Annotated in this window: 12 protein-coding genes; 6 read left to right on the top strand and 6 right to left on the bottom strand. The window is 62.8% G+C overall.

Annotation, left to right across the window (positions count from 1 at the left end; genetic code table 11):
• Window positions 1-223 precede the first annotated feature (223 nt).
• Entirely contained in the window at window positions 224-1,216 is a 993-nt protein-coding gene (locus Pan216_RS07015) for an acyl-CoA desaturase (protein WP_419193353.1), read from the top strand.
• 311 nt (window positions 1,217-1,527) lie between these two features.
• Complete coding sequence (locus Pan216_RS07020) at window positions 1,528-2,847, top strand: pyridoxal phosphate-dependent aminotransferase (protein ID WP_145256735.1); 1,320 nt, start codon at window positions 1,528-1,530, stop codon at window positions 2,845-2,847.
• Window positions 2,848-2,879: 32 nt separating this feature from the next.
• Here Pan216_RS07020 and Pan216_RS07025 read toward each other — a convergent pair whose 3' ends face one another.
• The 3 genes from Pan216_RS07025 to Pan216_RS07035 all read right to left on the bottom strand — a co-directional run bounded on the left by Pan216_RS07025 (window position 2,880) and on the right by Pan216_RS07035 (window position 6,456).
• Window positions 2,880-4,133, bottom strand: coding sequence for a BBP7 family outer membrane beta-barrel protein (locus Pan216_RS07025; protein WP_145256738.1), 1,254 nt, complete (start codon window positions 4,131-4,133; stop codon window positions 2,880-2,882).
• 481 nt (window positions 4,134-4,614) lie between these two features.
• Window positions 4,615-5,199: a thioredoxin family protein gene (locus Pan216_RS07030; RefSeq protein WP_145256741.1), complete on the bottom strand. Its 585-nt coding sequence runs from the start codon at window positions 5,197-5,199 to the stop codon at window positions 4,615-4,617.
• A 60-nt stretch (window positions 5,200-5,259) separates the two neighbouring features.
• Window positions 5,260-6,456 carry a Gfo/Idh/MocA family protein gene (locus Pan216_RS07035; protein WP_419193354.1) on the bottom strand — a complete coding sequence of 399 codons (1,197 nt, stop codon included), beginning with the start codon at window positions 6,454-6,456 and terminating at the stop codon, window positions 5,260-5,262.
• A gap of 250 nt (window positions 6,457-6,706) precedes the next feature.
• On the opposite strand from Pan216_RS07035, the gene Pan216_RS07040 reads away from it, so the two are divergent.
• Window positions 6,707-8,317, top strand: a complete 1,611-nt coding sequence (locus Pan216_RS07040; RefSeq protein ID WP_145256744.1) for a hypothetical protein — start codon at window positions 6,707-6,709, stop codon at window positions 8,315-8,317.
• 1,455 nt (window positions 8,318-9,772) lie between these two features.
• A complete protein-coding gene (locus tag Pan216_RS07045) occupies window positions 9,773-10,903 on the top strand; it encodes a YcjF family protein (RefSeq protein WP_419193355.1) in 1,131 nt (376 codons plus the stop codon).
• A 218-nt stretch (window positions 10,904-11,121) separates the two neighbouring features.
• Here the strand turns inward: Pan216_RS07045 and xerC are convergent, their stop codons facing one another.
• Window positions 11,122-12,015 carry a tyrosine recombinase XerC gene (gene xerC / locus Pan216_RS07050; RefSeq protein ID WP_145256750.1) on the bottom strand — a complete coding sequence of 298 codons (894 nt, stop codon included), beginning with the start codon at window positions 12,013-12,015 and terminating at the stop codon, window positions 11,122-11,124.
• A gap of 217 nt (window positions 12,016-12,232) precedes the next feature.
• Window positions 12,233-13,381: a hypothetical protein gene (locus Pan216_RS07055; protein ID WP_145256754.1), complete on the bottom strand. Its 1,149-nt coding sequence runs from the start codon at window positions 13,379-13,381 to the stop codon at window positions 12,233-12,235.
• A gap of 175 nt (window positions 13,382-13,556) precedes the next feature.
• Between Pan216_RS07055 and queG the strand changes: the two genes are divergently transcribed.
• Window positions 13,557-14,648, top strand: coding sequence for a tRNA epoxyqueuosine(34) reductase QueG (gene queG, locus Pan216_RS07060; protein ID WP_419193356.1), 1,092 nt, complete (start codon window positions 13,557-13,559; stop codon window positions 14,646-14,648).
• 304 nt (window positions 14,649-14,952) lie between these two features.
• Window positions 14,953-15,312 (top strand): hypothetical protein, encoded by a 360-nt coding sequence (locus tag Pan216_RS07065; protein WP_145256760.1) that lies wholly within the window; start codon window positions 14,953-14,955, stop codon window positions 15,310-15,312.
• Between the two features lie 33 nt (window positions 15,313-15,345).
• On the opposite strand, the gene Pan216_RS07070 is transcribed toward Pan216_RS07065, so the two are convergent.
• On the bottom strand, window positions 15,346-16,608 hold the full coding sequence (locus Pan216_RS07070; protein WP_419193357.1) for an MFS transporter: 1,263 nt from the start codon (window positions 16,606-16,608) through the stop codon (window positions 15,346-15,348).
• Window positions 16,609-16,675: the final 67 nt, after the last annotated feature.

A 16,675-nucleotide genomic window follows, 5' to 3' on the forward strand; every position in this document is an offset into this window, starting at 1 on the left:
GTCGGTTCTCAACGGACTTGAGAGCCGGCCCCTTCGACGTTCTTGGCGAGTCCCTTGTCGCGTCGTAGCATGACTCTTACGCGATGGGGCTTTCAGGAGGGAACGAGGGGGGACACCACCCCAACGCGTCCCGCCCAACGGCCCCCGATTTGAGGCTGAAGTTGGTGTGAACCCAACGCCCGGGCGATAAACGACTTCCCTCCATCCAACGAGAGACTTCACCATGTCGACGACCGAGACCAGCTCCGCCGGCACCCCCGAGACCTGCTCGCCGAGTCCTCCGGCACGCCTCGTTCCCGGAGCCCTGCCGTTGCCGGAGTCCGCGGCTAAGAAGAAGATCTTCTGGCCCTACGTCACCTTCTTCGTGCTGATGCACGCGCTCGTGCCTTTCGCGTTTCTGCCCTACTTCTTCAGTTGGGTCGGCATCCCGCTGGTGCTGGTCGGAAACTACATCTTCGGCTCGATCGGGATCAACATCGCTTACCATCGGTTGTTGACGCATCGCAGCTTCCAATGCCCCCGCTGGTTCGAGCACTGCCTGGCCCTGATCGGGGTTTGCTCGCTTCAGGACTCGCCCGGTCGCTGGGTCGCGATCCACCGGATGCATCACAAGCACTCCGACGAGCAGCCCGATCCGCACAGCCCGTGGGTCACCTTTTTCTGGGGACACATGGGATGGCTCGTGGTCGAGAATGAAGACCTCAACCATCTGAGCACCTTCGAGCAGTACGCCCGCGACGTCTTTCGCGATCGCTTCTACTTGAAGCTGCATCGCGGCAATTTGTGGCTTTGGATTTACTGGGGGCACGCGTTGGCGTTTCTGCTGGCCGGCTTCCTGACGGGCTACCTGCTCACCGGGACGATGGCGGGCACGTTGCATTGGGGCGGGATTATCTTCCTCTGGGGAGTGGTCGTGCGGACGGTCTACGTTTGGCACATCACCTGGGCGGTCAACTCGGCGGCTCACCGCTGGGGCTATCGCAACTACGAGACAGGGGAGGAGAGCCGCAACAACTGGTGGGTCGCACTCCTGACCAACGGCGAGGGTTGGCACAACAACCACCACGCCGACCAGCGTTCCGCCGCCCACGGCCATCGCTGGTGGGAGTACGACTTGAGCTACTGGACAATCAAGCTCTTCGAGAAGCTCGGCCTCGCCTGGGACATCGCCCCGATTCGCGTCAAACGCGACGATGATCCCGTCAAGGCGTCCTAGCAGCCATCTCTAGGAGCACTGGTTGCTCCCCCTTGTCTAAGGGAAACCTCTTTTGCTCCCCCTTGTCCAAGGGAAACTTCCTTTTGCTCCCCCTTGTCCAAGGGGGGAGATAGAGGGGGTCTCTTAAGTGACCGCGAACCTCTCCTCGGAACCTCTCATTCGCTTCGCCAACCCAGATTGACGAGCGATGGAGCACCTGGCGGCGGGTGAGGAGACTTTCGATCGCTCCCCGCTCGCATTGCTCTTTACAGACTTTTGCTGCTTCGCTATGAGCGCACGCCTCATTCCTACCAATAGCGGAGGTCCGCCCGATGCCCATTTGGACACCGGTGGCGAAAGCGATGATCAAGCTGGGTGTTGCGCAGCGACTTCCCTCCATCCGCGCCGTGATGGGGGATGGTGTCGACTACCTCCGTTACTACAGCCACGGCGTGCTCGGTTCGCCCAACGTCGAGCTGCGGACCGCACAAGCCTTGCTCGACCGCGCCTCCTCGGACGTGATCGATCTCTCCATTGCCGCCCCTTCGCCCGATTCGGCGCTGCTGGCGGGATTTCAGCAACAGTTCTCCCTCGATCAGGGATATCCCCCGGTTCGTGGGCTCGAGTCACTGCGCGAGGCGATCGCCGAGAAACTCGCTACGCGCAATCGCGTCGCGGTCGATCCCTCCTCCGAGATTCTCGTCACCAATGGCGTGAGTCAGTCGATTGGCCTGATGCTCGACAGTTTCGTCGATCGCGGGTCGCGGGTGGTGCTCTTCGACCCGACCTTCTTCGTTTACCGCTTGGCGGCGATGAACCGCGGGGCGTGGATTCGTTTCGTCCGGACGGAGCAAGAGAGCGGCCGGCTCCGCGTCGAGGAGAAGGGGCTTCGCCGTGCGCTGCGCGGAGCGAGCGTCCTCTTTCTGAACTCGCCGTCGAACCCGACCGGGAGTGTACTGAGTCTGGAGGACCTCGAACGGATCGCTTGGTGGTGCCGTCGCTACGACGTACTGATCTTCAGCGACGAGGTCTACGAGGACTTCGTCTACGGCGGCCAACATCACAGCATCGCCAGTCTCCCCGAGGCCCGCGACCGGACGATCACCGCCAGTAGCTTCAGCAAGAGCCACGGTTTGGCGGGCTATCGCATCGGCTACCTCGCGGGTTGTCGGCATCTCGTGCAGACGCTGCTTCTCTCACTCTTGGCGAACTGTCCCTTCGTTCCTACCGCCTCTCAACGGCTCGCGCTCTTGGCGCTGCGCGAACCGTTGGCGCGACGTCACGCGCGCCTCGAGGAGTTCCGCCACCGACGGACTTGGGTTTGCGAGACGCTACGCGGAATGGGGTTCGAACTGGAGGAACCGGGCGGGGCGTTCTTCTGTTGGGCCGACGTGAGCCGTTTGGCGACGACCGGGCGGGCGTTCAGCGAGGCATTGCTCGACGCGGAGGATGTCCTGCTGTTGCCCGGCGACTCGTGTGGTCCAAGTGGCAAACGGTTCGTGCGATTCTCGTTCGCGGGAGAGCTGAGCGAGCTGCGGGAGGGACTGACGCGGCTCGCCCGTTTCTTGGGGAAAGAGGGGACGCTCGGAAGCGACGGGAACGATGTCGCGGACGAATCCCCGGATGTTGTTCCCTTCCGCCGCGCGGCGTAGAGCCTACGCCGGCGGGTTCGCGACGCGCGTGACTACCACTCGACGCCGAGACCGATCGTCGGTCCGTGCAGGAATCGAGCCCCATCTTGGACGACGGTCGCCGATCCACCGGGCACGAGATAGTTGGCGGTCAACTGCTCCGAAGCGAGCGCCAGGCCGGTGATCACGGTGAAGTCATAACCAATCCGAGCCCAGAGATTGCGGCAGAGCCGAAGCTTGGTTTGCAAGCCGAGCTCGAGCATGAACGAGAACTCCGTGTCCGAAGCATTGCGTTCCGGGGGAACGACAATGGACGGGAACGCGACCAGTACGCTGTCAGTGGTCGAGAACTGCTGGGAATTCATGCTGGCGAAGTTGGCCATGAAGGCGGTGCTGCCGCGAACGCCGAAGTCGACCGGTCCCCACTTGATCACGTCGAGCGTTCCCCCGACATCGAGACCGAGCAAGTAATTGCGCGTCGACGTGCGATTGCGGAAGATACCGCCGTCGTAGGAGATACCATTGTTTGCGTTCGTTCCCGGGATGAAGGAGTTGTCGAGGCCGAAGTATTCCTGGATGTTGGTGAAGCGGAATCCGGCGAAGAGGGACGCTTTCTTGTTGTTTCGCAGGTCGATCCAGCGGCGAAGGTTGGTGTCGAAGTTGTTGATTCGGAACGAGTAGAAGGCGTTGACGCCCCGCTCGCCGTCGATCGTCGTCACAGCTCCGGGAAGGAAGTCCGACGCTCCCGTGACATCGACGGGAACAACCAGCAGGGCTTCCGCTCGCGAGGGAGCAATGCCGTAGTAGAAGAACTCGGCGCTGGTGTCGCGGTTGACGAAGCGTCCGATGCGGATCTGGCCACCGGCACCGAAGGGGAAGTCGAGCTGATCGGCATTGAGGGTCGCGAGCGGTGGATCGAAGATCGGCGGCGGCGTTGGATTGAACACGGTCCCTTCGGAAGCGATCTGCAGGCTTCCGGGGTTGGAGATCCAGAGGAACTTGGCGTCCGCGTCGGCGTACCACGCCTTGTAGGGATTGACGTACTCGACCCGATAGGAGGGGCCGATCGTGCTGACGTTTTCCCAGTTCTCTCCGACCAAATGGGACGAGAGAAGGTCCTCGGGATCGGTGACCACCTCGGTCGGTTGATTGGGCGCTGCCGTGGCCGGCGGCGCTTCGTCCACCGTGCTGGTGAACGTGAAGAAGCTTGACGGCGTCTCGGTCGGAGACGATCCGCGTTCCTCCGCGGAAGTTGCCCCACATGCCGTGAGCAACGCCGCGATTGCCATGAGAGTTCGCACCATCATCCATCCCTCCGCCGACTAGCCCTGATTGAGCGACGTGCACCGGGCCTCGCGAATGTTGGCGTCCTACCAACAATCATCATTGTTCCCAATCGGCCGGTCTTGCCTGTTGTGCGTAAGGGAATGCCGAGTCCAGGGTGGCGAATGCCGTCTCACGGCCGTCGAATGTGACAAAGGCACCCTGATCGGGGCATGCCATTCGATCGCGATGACCGGAACGGTTTGGGGGCTGTTTTTGATCGAAATGGTCGAGTTTGGCTAAAGACGTGTCGAAACCGGGGGCGTTTTGGGGGCACTTTTGCGCGAATCGGGGGTTTCGCACATGCCCACGCGAGCGTGAGTCCTCTTAGCATGCCCACGCGAGCGTGAGTCCTCTTAGCATGCCCACGCGAGCGTGGGCATGGCACCCAAGAGACTTTTCGGCACCCAAGAGACTTTTCGGCACCCAAGAGGCTTTTCGGCAATGAACTGACCAATCGGAGCACTAGCCGTTGAAGTAGTCGGGGGCGTTGCCCGACTTCCACTTGATGTTGCAGCCGATACTCGGCGTTTGCTCGGCGGGGATCGGTTCGCCCGCGAGGACCAAGTCGGCGGCGGCACGCATGTCCTTGCCGGTCACCGGGATGTCGTTTCCGGGACGGCTCGCGTCGAACTGACCGCGGTAGACGAGCTTGCGGTCCTTGTCGAAGAGGAAGAAGTCGGGTGTGCATGCCGCGCGGTAGGCATGGGCGACCGACTGGGTCTCGTCGTAGAGGTAGGGGAAGGTATACCCGGCCGACGCGGCCTCTTCCTTCATCTTTTCGGGACTGTCGTCGGGGTAGCCCTCGACGTCGTTGGAGCTGATGCCGACAATCGCGAGGCCTTTCTCGCCGTACTCCTTCGCGAAGGCCGCCAGCCCGTCGCGCAGGTGCTTGACGTAGGGACAGTGGTTGCAAATGAACATGACCAACAGGCCCTTGCCGGTCGCGACATCGGCGAGCGAGACGGTCTTGCCACTAACGGTGTCGGTCAGCGAAAAGTCCGGGGCGCTGGTCCCTAGTTCCAACATGGTTGACGGTGTAAGTACCACGGTCGGTTCCTCCTGATTCGATCCTCGAAGTTGGTGGTGTACGCTAGCGGGGCGTCGGTCCTACGGGCGAGCCTTGGGGTGCTTCATCGGAAGCCAGACCCCACCCTCCTCGCTCGAGGAGACGCATTGGGTGATGAAGAACATCCCCTCGACGCCATCGTAGACATTCGGGTAGAGCGTGTTGACCTTTTCGAACGACTCGCCGGTGGCCCGCTGGATCATCGCGTCGAACGCGGCGCAGTAGATGTTGCCGAAGGCTTCGAGGTATCCCTCGTTGTGCCCCGAGGGTGTCCGGCAACAGGCGGCGTGGTTCGGGCTGGCAAAGGGCGCGTTCGGATCGCGATAGTAGATCTGATGCGGCTTGCCGTTTTCGCGGTAGATCATCCGGTTGGGGTCCTGCTGACGCCACTCCAGAGCGCCCTTGGTCCCGTCGATCTCGATGAAGAGATCGTTCTCGCGACCGTGGGAGATCTGCGAGGCGGTGATCGTGCCGAGGCCCCCGTTGTCGAAGTGCAAGAGAGCGTGGCCGAAGTCGTCGAGCTGGCGACCCTCCTCGAAGGTCTTCAGGTGGCAGGAGATCTTCTCGGGAATCATGCCGGTCATGAACCGAGCGAGGTTGTAAGCGTGGGTGCCGATGTCGCCGAAGCAGCCAGCCATGCCCGACTTGGACGGGTCGGTCCGCCAAGAGGACTGCTTTTGCCCCTCGAGCTCGAGACGGGTGCGGAGCCAACCCTGAAGATAGTGGACGCGGACCGACTGGATCTCGCCCAATTCGCCACCGAGGATCATGTCGCGGGCCTGGCGCACGAGCGGATTGCCGGTGTAGTTGTGGGTCACGGCGAAGACGACATCCGAGCCTTCGACCACCTTGAGCAGTTCTTCCGCTTGGGCCAGATCGAACGTTAGCGGCTTGTCGCAGACCACGTTGAAGCCGGCTTCGACGGCGGCTTTGGCGATCTCGAAGTGGGTGTGGTTCGGGGTCGCGACCGAGATGTAGTCGATCCGCTCGGTCTCGGGAAGAGCGAGCTCTTTCTCGATCAATTCCTTGTAGGAACCGTAGGCGCGGTCCTCGGGGATGTCGTAGTCGGGGGCCGATTCCTTGGCTTTGGCCGGATCGGAGGAGAGAGCCCCGGCGACGAGGGCGGCACGATTGTCGAGGACCGCGGCCGTCGCGTGAACGCGGCCGATGAACGCCCCGCGTCCACCGCCGACGAGTGCCATCCGGAGTTTTCGATTCAACGCACCATTTGTGGACATGGAGTCCTCCTCGCTTAGCTCGGTTCGATGTTTAGGTTGTGGAACCGTGTTGTATCACGCAAAAGCCGGGGCGTCATCGAAGTTGTTCAAACCTTGGTCCCAGCGGAGGAGACGTGGGGAGGGTGGAATGCACTCGATCCGAGGACGCGGCCGGAGCTCAAGGGCAGTTTGGCTTCGGTAGCCGTTTATCTGGTTGGGCAGAGGGTGTAGAATAGGCGGGACTCGCACGTCACACGCAAGAGGTATTCCCATGTCCGAATCCCTGCTGAAGAAACTCGGCCGTATTCGCTGGCGACTCGCCACTCGCGAGGCCCTTTCGGTCTTCCTGGGCACGCTGACGGTGACGCTGCTCGGCTCCAGTGTGGCTCTCGTCATCGCGCGTTTTGTTGGCGTAAGTGGGGGCATGGGAACGTCGCTACTGATCTCGCTGGGCCTGAGCCTCGCCGCCGCCGTCGTGACGATCGTCTGGCGTGGGCCCTCGCGATTGGAGACCGCCCTCTGGGTCGACCGCCAATTTCGACTCCGCGAGCGGATCAGCACGCTGCTGGCTCTCGACCCCGAGTCGGTCGAGTCGGAAGCGGGCCAGGCTCTCGCGGCGGATGTCGAGCGTCAACTCGAAAGGGTCGATCCGCGCGAAGCGAGCCCGCTGCGCATTCCGCGGCACGGCTGGACGCCGGTCCCCGCATGCGTCGCCCTACTTGCGATTGGGATGACGGTTCCCACCGAACCGGTGTCGTGGTGGGCCAAGTCGGACGAGCCGCCCACCGTGGAAGAACGCGATGTCGTCGAACGCGAGGCCAAGGTCCTCGAACGACGGATGGCCGAACGCAAGAAGTCGCTGCCCGAAGGGGACAAGGCCGAGGATCTCGCCGCTCTCGAGCAGAAGATCACGCAGGCTCACCGGGAGCTACGGAAAGACAAGGATCTCGGGGCCAAACAGGCGCTGCTCAAACTGAGCGACCTGGCTCAAGAGATCGAACGACGCCGCGAACAGCTCGAATCGGTCGAAGCGATCAAGCAAGCCCTATCGCGAATGCCCCGTCCAGAGAGTGGCCCGGGGGAGTCGCTCGCCAGGGCCCTCCGCGACGGCGACTTTTCCAAGGCCCAGAAGGCACTCGACGAACTCCGCAAGCAACTCGAGGCCGGCAAGCTCAGCCCGGAGAAGAAGGAAGAGCTTCGCAAGCAGTTCGCGAAGATGCAGCAGCGTCTCAACCGCGTCGCCGAGCAGACCAAACGTCTCGAGCAGATGGCCAAGGCGGGCGTCCCGAAAGAGCTTCAGAAGATGCTCGACAAGAAAAAAGCGAGCCTCCAGCAACTCAAGGACCTCGCCAAGCAGATGGGCAAGTGCTCCAAGTGCATGGGGAACAAGGCGGGGCAACAGGGCCAAGGGCAGAATCAGGGAGCCGGTTCGCAAGCGTCCGCGAGCGATTTGCGGCAGTCGCTCGACATGGCCGAACAGATCCTCAAGGAACTTTCGCAAGACGAGGAGTCGCTGCGTTGGCTCGACGAGGTCTCCAAGGATCTCGCCCAATGTCGCGGCGGGCTCTGCGATGGCATGGACGGGCGTCGACCGGGCGAGGGGCTTGGCAAGGGAAACGGCCAAGGTGACCGGCCCGAGGCCGAAGACGACACTCGTGGGCGAAGGACCAAGAGTCCGACCAAGTTCCGTCCGGGGGAGGCTTACATTACCGGCCGGATGAATGCGCCGTCGTTCAAGGGGGACAGCAAGGCGGAGATCCAAGCCGCCGTCGCGGCCGCCGAGCGCTCCGCCAACGAGGCGATCAGTCGTCAGAAAGTCCCCCGCGACTTGCGGGACCATGCCCAGGACTACTTCCGCAATCTCCACGAAGGCACGAAGTAGTTGTCCTTGTCCAACGGCGGCGGAAACTCCCTCACCCGGCTCACGACGTTCGCCGACCTCTCCCCAAGGAGAGGTGAAGAGCGTCGGCGGGTAGGTCACGCCATTGCGTGACAGGAGCGACGGGATCGATCCGAAGAGTCAGGCAATGGCCTGACCTACGGGAAAAACGCCCGGGCTAGCACCGGTTGCTTCGCTACCGGTGCGGCGCAGCCGCAAGAAGTCTCGGATGACGTGACCGCTCGCCTCACACCCGGCACACGACGTTCGCCGACCTCTCCCCAGGGAGAGGTGAAGAGCGTCGGCGGGTAGGTCACGCCATTGCGTGACAGGAGCGACGGGATCGATCCGAAGAGTCAGGCAATGGCCTGACCTACGGGAAAAACGCCCGGGCTAGCACCGGTTGCTTCGCTACCGGTGCGGCGCAGCCGCAAGAAGTCTCGGATGACGTGACCGCTCGCCTCACACCCGGCTCACGGCGTTCGCCGACCTCTCCCCAAGGAGAGGTGAAGAGCGTCGGCGGGTAGGTCACGCCATTGCGTGACAGGAGCGACGGGACCGATCCGAAGAGTCAGGCAATGGCCTGACCTACGGGAAAAACGCCCGGGCTAGCACCGGTTGCTTCGCTACCGGTGCGGCGCAGCCGCAAGAAGTCTCGGATGTCGTGACCGCTCGCCTCACACCCGGCTCACGGCGTTCGCCGACCTCTCCCCAAGGAGAGGTGAAGAGCGTCGGCGGGTAGGTCACGCCATTGCGTGACAGGAGCGACGGGATCGATCCGAAGAGTCAGGCAATGGCCTGACCTACGGGAAAAATGCCTGGGCTAGCACCGGTTGCTTCGCTACCGGTGCGGCGCAGCCGCAAGAAGTCTCGGATGTCGTGACCGCTCGCCTCACACCCGGCTCACGGCGTTCGCCGACCTCTCCCCAAGGAGAGGTGAAGAGCGTCGGCGGGTAGGTCACGCCATTGCGTGACAGGAGCGACGGGATCGATCCGAAGAGTCAGGCAATGGCCTGACCTACGGGAAAAACGCCCGGGCTAGCACCGGTTGCTTCGCTACCGGTGCGGCGCAGCCGCAAGAAGTCTCGGATGACGTGACCGCTCGCCTCACACCCGGCACACGACGTTCGCCGACCTCTCCCCAAGGAGAGGTGAAGAGCGTCGGCGGGTAGGTCACGCCATTGCGTGACAGGAGCGACGGGATCGATCCGAAGAGTCAGGCAATGGCCTGACCTACGGGAAAAACGCCCGGGCTAGCACCGGTTGCTTCGCTACCGGTGCGGCGCAGCCGCAAGAAGTCTCGGATGACGTGACCGCTCGCCGAAAAAAAAGATGTCACTGGCCGTGGGACTCATAGGCCCAGGCGCGAAGGCCCGCTCTCTCCAAGATCCGCTGACGTCCGGCGAAGAGAGACCTACACCATCCCGTAACGCTAGTTCTCAAGGGATTGCCGAACCGATGTCCACCGCCACCCAGCCCGCCCAACCGTCCTTCACGCTTTGGAATCACCTTCACCGATTCCTCGCCACCGCGAAGCTCGTCCTCTTCGGGCTGTCGATTGTCGTCTCGATCGTCTTTCTGGGCGAAGTAACCCGACTCTACGAGATGACTCACTCGATTCACCCCTTCGTCGGCTACCTCTATATCTCGGTGGTCGTCGGCGGCGTGCTCTTGGTCGCGGTCCCGGTGATTCGTTTTCTGCTCCTACCGAAAGTGGTCGAACCGCCCAAGATCCCCGAGGCCGACTCGGTCCGCCCCTCGCATCTTCGCGCCGAGGCGAAGTACATGGAGCGGTACCTAAAGTCCTGTTCGACGAACGAGCAACTCAAGGACAAGAGCGACTTGATCGCCAACGCTCGCGACGAGCTGGCGAAGCTCTCGGCTAACCTGATCGTTTCCGAAGCCCCCGCCGGGGAGCGCGTGACCGAACTGGCCGCCTTCGGCGAACGGACGATTCCACCGATCCTGGTCGACGTCGACAACAAAGTCGACCGGTTGATCTACCAGGAGTCGCTCGCGGTCGGCGTCGCCACCGCTCTTTCGCCCAACGGAGCCCTCGACGCGTTCGTCATGCTTTGGCGTTCGGTCCGGCTCGTCACCGAGATCGCGGTGCTCTACTACGGGCGTCCGGGCTTCCTCGGGACCTTCGCGATCTGCCGAGATGTTTCGATCGCGACCGCCCTTGCCGGCGTCCTTCAGAATGTCACCGATTCGCTCGGCAACCTGCTGGCCCGTTCGGTGGGCGGGCTCACCAGTGCCGTCGCCGGTCCGGTCGTCGACGGCTCGACCAACGCGCTGGTCCTGATCCGTATTGGTTACTTGGCGAAGGAACGTTGTCGCAGTCTGCGGCGATGGGATGCCCGGACGCGCAAGTCGGCGATCATCTCGGCGTTGAAGGCGACGCAATCGATCGCGTTTGGCGTCACCAGCGAGATTGCCCGTTGTGTTGGTGGGGGGATCGTCAACGTCGCAGGCAAGGCGGCCGACTCCGCGTATTCCTTCGCCGCCGGCATCGGACAGTCCATCAATTCCGTCTTTCGCGCCAACAAGCCCGAACCGGCCACTCCCGACGCCGAGAGTTCCTCCTAGGGCGTGAGTCTTTCCTGTAAGCCCACGGCGAGCGTGAGTCTTTTCCATAGGCCCACGGCGAGCGTGAGTCTTTTCCATAGGCCCACGGCGAGCGTGGGCATCGGACCCCCAAGAGATGATGGAACCGGTGTGTTGGCGGCGGTTTCCTCAGAGAAGGATTGTCCGGTTCGCGGACGGCATCGACTCGGTCGACGGGCCGTTGAGCGAGTCTTCGAGGTCTACCGCGGTCCGGCTTCGTCGTAGGCCTTGCGCAAGCGATCGGTGGAGACGTGGGTGTAAATCTGCGTCGTGGTGATGCTGGCGTGACCGAGGAGTTCCTGCACGCTGCGGATGTCGGCGCCGCGATCCATGAGGTGGGTCGCGAAGGTGTGCCGCAAGGTGTGTGGGCTGATCCTGGGATCGAGACCGGCTTGCTTGAGGTACTTCTCGAGCATTCGGCCGACGCTACGTGCCGAGAGCCGAGTTCCGTGCTTGTTGAGAAAGAGCGCCACTTGGTGCTCGCGCTTGGCGGTCTCGTCGGGTTGCCGCACGGAGAGCCAACGGAGAATGGCCGCGATCGCGTGCCTGCCCAAGAGCCCGACGCGTTCCCGCTTCCCCTTACCGCGCACGCGGATCACTCCCTCTTGCAAATCGAGATCGTCGAGGTTGAGCCCGACCAACTCGCTGACACGCAGCCCGGCGGCATAAGCGGTCTCGAGGATCGCGCGATCGCGAAGCCCGAGCGGCTTGTCGCCCGGCGGCGCCTCCAGCAGCGTTTCGATCTGAGTCGATGCCATGAACGTCGGCAGCGAGCGTCCAATCTTCGGACCACGCAGCCCGTCGGTCGGATTGCGTTCGAGGGCTCCCTGTCGGCAGATGTAGCGAAAGAAGGAGCGTAGCGCCGAGAGTCGTCGGGAGATGCTGCTCGCCTTGTATCCCGAGGCGTGCAAGTGGGCGAGAAAGGCCCGAACCAGTGACGTCGAGATCGCGTCGATCGGCGGTGACTGCTTGAGCGTCTCGGCCCAGAACTCCCGCGCGGCCCGGAGATCCTCGGAGTAGCTCTTCACCGTGTGGTCGGATCGATTGCGTTCGATTCGCAGGTGATCGAGAAAGCGGTCCACCCATTCGTCCATGACGGGGAGTCCTACTAGTGTGCTGATTGGCAAGTTCGTTTCATCAAATCTCGTTCCCCATTCGTGCGCGAGTGTGCTGAATTGGAGGCGTGTTCAGCATGCCCACGACGAGCGTGGGGCTATTTAGCATGCCCACGACGAGCGTGGGCATGGCACCCAAGAGTTCTTTGGGCAATGAGTTCACCAATCAGGACACTCGACGTTGTCGGGTTGGTCGTTACTGCCAAGGCCAAGGTTGCCAGGGCTGGGGGATCGCGATGCCGCGCAGCGGGACCCATTCCCCCCCGGCGGCGGCGAGCATCTCGTAGAGCATGCGGTTGCAGCAGAACTTGTTGTAATCGTCCATCCGCAATGCATAGCCCTCCCAGGCTCCTCCGCGGAGATCGGTCCGGAAGAAGTAGTACTCCTTGAGCTTCTTGACGGTTCCGCCGTTGCTCCCATCGAAGACGCGCGTGTGCCGCACCACCCAAGGTTCGACCACCGGAAGAGCGACGGGGGAACTGGCGACGGAGACTTGGTAGCCGGGATAGATCCCCGCGCGCGTTTCCGCCGCGGAACCGGTGACCGCGACTGTCGTGGGGCCCTGAGGTTCTTGTTCCGTCTTCTCCCCGGCGGGAGCGTCTTGCGTGGTCGCTTGCGCGGTTCTTACCCCGCCCGGTTCCTGACCGGAGGCGCTGGCCATGCGAATGTCGGTCGCGCGGTGACGGCTCAACGTCCCCTCGGAGGGAACGAACTCCGGAGACTCGATCATGCCCGGAGCACACTCGTCGCACGGAACCGGGCAGCCGTCGGGGCAGGGCGTTCCGGTATCGAGGGAGCGGTACTTGAGACGCTCGCAGCCGCACTTGCCCTTCAACTTGCACTTGAGCTTCTCGCAGCCGTGCATGATCCCGGCGGGGAGTGCCAAGGGCGAGGCGACGGGGATCGGCTCGGAGAGGACGACCGCTTCGGACTTGCCGGTGACCATCGCGTACATCTCGCAGTGAAGGGTCACCGTCGGCGGGTAATAGGCTTCGTACTGGACGACATCCCCGACAATGACCGCTTGCGCGTGGACCGCCCGCGCGAGGGCGAATGCCAATTCCGGCTGATTGGTCGGGAAGGTCAGGTTCGGGCCGATGACTTGGATCACTTCCTCGACGGGAACGACCTCGAAGGTCGGGACGCGCTGGACCTCACTGGCGAAGATGCGGGTCATCTCGAAGGTGTCGAGACCGGCGGCGCCGCCGGTCTTGTCGTTGAAGGGGGCGACCACGACGCGGAAGACGCCGGGAAAGGGATTCTGCGCCCGCCGCTGGAAGTTGCAGCCCACGGCCACCAAGAGCAGTGGCATCAGGAGTAGGAATCGCTTCGTGGTCCGTACCATGGTTCCACTCAACAGGGCGGATCGTCACGTCCGACAGGATCGCGCGTCTCTTGCTTGTATCGGTTGTGAAGCTTTCCCAAGTTGAAGGGTCTTGTCGTTTCTGACGATTTCGACGGTTTGGCTTGGTCGGCGGCATGGTCGTCCCAAGAATGAACCGGGTCACGACCTTCCCGGAGTGAGGACGATCTTGGAGCCCGACAGCGAAGCCATCGACCGCGACGAACTCTCCGCGTGGATCAAGCGGCAGGCGCGCGCTGTCGGCTTTGACGAGGTCGGGATCGCGCCGATCGCTCCCGGTATGGGTATCGATCACCTCGACGGCTGGTTGGCGGAAGGTCGACACGGCGAGATGGGCTACATGGCGAAGAACCGCGATGCCCGCGCTGACCCGAACCTGGTCCTTCCGGGAGCCAAGTCGCTGGTCATCGTCGCTCTCGTCTACGCGACCGACGATGACGAGACGCCGCCGCCAGGCACGGCGCGCATCTCCCGCTACGCCCGTGGCGAAGACTATCACGACGTCATCCGCCAACGCCTCAAGCGACTCGCGATCGCGCTACGTGCCAAGGCTCCCTCGGTCCGAACCCGCGCGGTGGTCGACAGTGCTCCCGTGATGGAGCGAGACTATGCGAGATTGGCGGGATTGGGGTGGATTGGCAAGAATACTCTCCTGCTCAACAAGCGGCTGGGGAGCTTCTTTTTCCTTGGCGGTTTGCTCCTCGACGTGGACTTGGCGGTCGATGTTCCGTTCGAAACCGACCACTGTGGGAGTTGTCGGCGCTGCCTCGATGCGTGTCCGACCGATGCCTTCGACGGGCCCTACCGGCTCGATGCCCGTCGCTGTATCAGCTACCTGACGATCGAGCATCGCTCCCCGATCGAGGAGTCGTTGCGACCGCAACTGGATGGCTGGCTCTTTGGTTGCGATGTTTGCCAGGACGTTTGTCCGTGGAATCGCAAGTCGCCGCGAACGAGCGATCGTGCCTTTGTGCCGGTGGAGGGGCGTCATCCGATCCCGCTAGAGGAGGTCCTGGCGTTGACCGAGGAGAGCTTTCGCGAGCGTTTCCGAAAGTCGCCGATCGCGCGGACCGGACGGGAGGGATTGGTGCGAAATGGGGCCATTTTGGCGGGAAACGAGGGGACTCGGGAGCATCTTCCCGCACTATTGGGGTTGATGGACGACTCCGAGCCACTGGTCCGCGAAGCCGCGACGTGGGCGGTGGCCCGGATCGAGTCGAGGATCGGCCCATCGGAAGAGGTTTCGTAGCGGGTCGCCGATCGCCTCCTCGGTGAGGCTGGGCTCGATGGCTGGTTTCAGGACGCATCGGACCTATACTAAGCGAATGCGAAGCACCTCCCGCTGGCTTTCCAGGCCGTCTGGCGATGGGGCAACCCAAGTGGCTTTCCGAAGTGGGCACGCGACGTCTTGTTCCTAGACACGAGACGCGCCCGCTCCGATCGCCGACATCGACGACCCGTGACGCGGATGTGGATGGTCCGATTGGACCGCTTACCTCGACGGGGAGAGGCTTCGCACTTGGTCAAGTGGAACCGAGCGAGACTGACATCCCATGGTGCGTCGATCGTCGAAATCCCCAAGTCGTGTCGAGCTTCGCAAGCAGGCGGAAGCCGCGGAGAAGCTGGAAGCAAGCGGTGATGCCCCGGTCAAAAAGGTGAAAGCCAAGGCCAAGAAGAAGGCCACTCGGCGCACCTCCAAATCGAAGGCGAAAGCCGCCGCGGAACGGATGCGAATGGTGTGGGGCATCTTCGATGGTCACAACCAGCAAGTCGCAACCTTCCCCTATCCCGAGCGTTCCGCCGCCGATGCCAAGTGCGAAGAACTGACCCAGGGCAAGGGCCGTGGTCCCTACTTCGTCCAGCCGGTGCGCGAGCCCTATCCCGAGCCGGAACCGGAAGTCGAGGAGGCGTAAGCTTCCCTGCCGACGGGGCGACGAGGGATCTTGCTACTTCACGGCGGTGACTTCATCGGCGGGGGCGGCGACGGGAATGAGAAAGAGCGTCCCGTCGTTGAGACTGCTGACCAGGATCCACGCCGTGACCGCGAAGGTCGCACATCCGGTCAGGGTGAACATCCAGCCGTATCCCAAGGTATAAGCGATCACCCCCATCAACGGTGGGGCACACACCATTCCCGTGTCCAGGGACATGATCGCCAAGACCGACCCGGTGCCCCGAGCTTCGTTCGGAAACGGTTCGGTCACCAGCGCCATCATCGACGGGAAGACCAACCCGTGGGCCATGCCGCTCACCGTCGCCGGAATGAGGATCGTCCAGGGCTCGTTGGGATCGACGAGCAGATAGCTGAACATTCCCGCCCCGAGCACGCATAGTCCCGCCAGGAGCATCTTTCGCCATCCGATCTGATCGGGGAGTCGCCGCAGCGCCAGCCGGACGGTGATTCCCGTACCCCCGTAAACGACGAAGAACTCGCCAACCCCGTAGCCTCCCATGTCGAGCACGTCGAGGTAGCGGGCGAGAAAGACGAACGGAACCGTCAGGCAGACGCCGAAGATCACGTTCGCCGAAAGCACCACGCCGGGCCAGTAGCGGATAAAGTTCTCGATGAAGTGGCGGACCTTCAGGGAGCTTCGGGTTCGAAGGTGGGGAGGTTCTCGCAGCCCGAAGTAGGTGATCACCAGCGCGATCGCGATCGCTCCAGCCGCGGAACCGAACAACGCGTAGAAGTCACCGAACGAGCGATCGCCGTCCTCGACGAACCAGTCGCCCAACCAGGGGCCACACATCATCCCAACGAAGCCGGCGGCGCCGAGTGTCCCGATCGCCTCGGCTCGTCGATCGGGCGGGGCCATCAGCGTGATGTACGTCAGGCTCGCCGAGAAGAAGATCGCGGTGGAGATGACGTTGAGCGATCGCACCACGTAGATGGAAACGCCGACATCGGCCAGGAGAAAGTTGGTCAGCGCCGAGATGATAAAGAGGGTCAGACCGACCATCCACATCGTCAACGCACCGAGGCGATCAATCCATAGGCCGATCCAAGGGCGTACCAAGAGCGCGGTCACGGCCCCGAATCCCATCACCCATCCGATGTCGAGCTCGTCACCACCGAGAAACGCGATCCAGCGGGCGTAGTGCACCAAGAGGGTGTTGGCGAGCACGAAAAGGGATTGAGCGATGAACGTCAGGGCAAAGTTGCGATCGTAAAGAGAGCGCGGGGGCGCTCCCATCGCGGCGGGTTTGTCCATGAGGGTCGTTTTATGGATCGGACCCCCGAGGCGCATACAACAGCGGATAAGTTGAAGTCATGTTCAC

Source organism: Kolteria novifilia, assembly GCA_007748055.1.
GTDB classification, from domain to species: Bacteria; Planctomycetota; Planctomycetia; order Kolteriales; family Kolteriaceae; genus Kolteria; species Kolteria novifilia.

Bases quoted from the DNA above. Each gene is read 5' to 3' on its own strand.
- Pan216_RS07015 (WP_419193353.1), top strand. From the start codon at position 224: ATGTCGACGACCGAGACCAGCTCCGCCGGCACCCCCGAGACCTGCTCG.
- Pan216_RS07020 (WP_145256735.1), top strand. From the start codon at position 1,528: ATGCCCATTTGGACACCGGTGGCGAAAGCGATGATCAAGCTGGGTGTT.
- Pan216_RS07025 (WP_145256738.1), bottom strand. From the start codon at position 4,133: ATGATGGTGCGAACTCTCATGGCAATCGCGGCGTTGCTCACGGCATGT.
- Pan216_RS07035 (WP_419193354.1), bottom strand. From the start codon at position 6,456: ATGTCCACAAATGGTGCGTTGAATCGAAAACTCCGGATGGCACTCGTC.
- Pan216_RS07040 (WP_145256744.1), top strand. From the start codon at position 6,707: ATGTCCGAATCCCTGCTGAAGAAACTCGGCCGTATTCGCTGGCGACTC.
- Pan216_RS07045 (WP_419193355.1), top strand. From the start codon at position 9,773: ATGTCCACCGCCACCCAGCCCGCCCAACCGTCCTTCACGCTTTGGAAT.
- xerC (WP_145256750.1), bottom strand. From the start codon at position 12,015: ATGGACGAATGGGTGGACCGCTTTCTCGATCACCTGCGAATCGAACGC.
- Pan216_RS07055 (WP_145256754.1), bottom strand. From the start codon at position 13,381: ATGGTACGGACCACGAAGCGATTCCTACTCCTGATGCCACTGCTCTTG.
- Pan216_RS07065 (WP_145256760.1), top strand. From the start codon at position 14,953: ATGGTGCGTCGATCGTCGAAATCCCCAAGTCGTGTCGAGCTTCGCAAG.
- Pan216_RS07070 (WP_419193357.1), bottom strand. From the start codon at position 16,608: ATGGACAAACCCGCCGCGATGGGAGCGCCCCCGCGCTCTCTTTACGAT.